Below are 1592 nucleotides of genomic sequence, written 5' to 3' on the forward strand. Positions count from 1 at the left end.
CGGGCGGGGAGGAGCGCGGGTGAGCCAGCAGCAGCCGTCGGCGCGTCCCGCCCCCCGGCGGGCCGCGGCGGCTCCCTCCGCCCCGGCGTCCCCCACCCCCTCGGTGCCGACCGGACCGGTCCGCACGACCACCCGGACGATCCCGCCGCCCCCGGCGATGACCAGCGTCCCGGACTACCTGCAGCAGCGGGTCGCCTTCCCCAGCCGCCCCGAGACGGTGCCGCCGCGGGTGATCACCGAACCGGGCCGCACCCGCGGGGTCGGCAGCCGGCTGCAGACGATGAGCTCGCCCCGGCTGGTGGTGACGCTGATGACGCTCTGCACGACGGTGGTGGTGCTGTTCGGGCTGGCCGTCGCCACCGTCCTGGTGCAGACCGCGGGCGCCATGCAGCGCGCCGGGCACAACGCCGAGCAGCTGGTCCGGGTGCAGAACATCGAGTCCCAGCTGCTGCGGGCCGACGCGCTGGCCACCAACGCCTTCCTCGTCGCCGGGCTGGAGGACGCGGGCTCGCGCCGGCAGTTCGACGAGGCCCTCACCGACGCCAGCGCGCTGCTGGTGGAGGCCGGACGGGCCCAGCCGGCCGACCAGGAGGCGCTCCAGGTGGTCGCCGCGGAGGTGACCCGCTACGCCGCCTCCGCCGCGCAGGCGCGCGCCAACAACCGGCAGGGCTTCCCGGTCGGGGCGTCCTACCTCGGCCAGGCCAGCACCCGGCTGCGGGAGACCGCGGTGCCCGCCCTGGACGCGATGGCCGGGGCCAACACCGGACGCCTGGTGGCCGAGGCGCGCAGCGGCTCGGTGCTGCTCGTGGTCGCGGCGGGGACGTCCACCCTGCTGGTGCTGGCGGTGGCCGGGGTCCTGCTGGCCCGGCGGTTCCACCGCACCTTCAACCTCGGGCTGGTGGCGGCGGCGGTCCTGGTGCTGGTCGCCACCGCGGTCGCCGCCGGCACGCTGGCGGCCGTCTCCAGCCGGGTCGACGAGCTGGAACGGGCCGAGCTGAGCACCGTCCGCCACCTCTCGGCCGCCCGCGCCGGCGCCTTCGACGCCAAGGCGCTGGAGAGCCTGACCCTGGTCGCCCGGGGCTCGGGCGGGGCGTTCGAGGAGACCTGGCGGCAGCAGGCCGACGCGGTCGCCGACGACCTCGAGCAGGCCGGCACCCCCGAGCTGGCCGCCGCCTGGCAGCGCCACGTCGAGGCCCACACCGAGATACGGGCCCTCGACGACAGCGGCGACTGGGAGGCGGCGGTGCAGGCCGCCACCGCCGACGGCCCGTCCAACCGCACGGCGCAGGAGTTCCAGGACCGGCTGGCCCCGGTGCTCGGCGACGACGTGGTGCAGGTGGTCGACCGGCTCGGTGGGCAGACCCTCGGCCTGGGCATCGCCGCCGCGCTCACCGGGCTGCTGGTGCTCGGCGCCGGCACGGCGGTGCTGGCCGGGCTGGAGCAGCGCCGGCGGGAGTTCCTGTGACCCGGCCGACCCGGCGTCGCGGCCGGCTGACCACGGCGGTGCTCGCGCTGCTGCTGACCGCCTGCGCGCCCGCCTACGCGCCCACCCCGGTGCCGACCCCGACCGGCGGTCCGACCGCCACCCCGGC

Annotated in this window: 1 protein-coding gene; it reads left to right on the plus strand. The window is 77.8% G+C overall.

Features of this window, described 5'->3' with window-relative positions:
- Positions 1 to 19: 19 nt before the first annotated feature.
- Positions 20 to 1465, plus strand: a complete 1446-nt coding sequence (locus tag DVA66_RS20215; RefSeq protein WP_114561559.1) for a hypothetical protein — start codon at positions 20 to 22, stop codon at positions 1463 to 1465.
- The last annotated feature ends 127 nt before the right edge of the window (positions 1466 to 1592 follow it).

The organism is Desertihabitans aurantiacus, from assembly GCF_003344635.1.
GTDB lineage: Bacteria > Actinomycetota > Actinomycetes > Propionibacteriales > Propionibacteriaceae > Desertihabitans > Desertihabitans aurantiacus.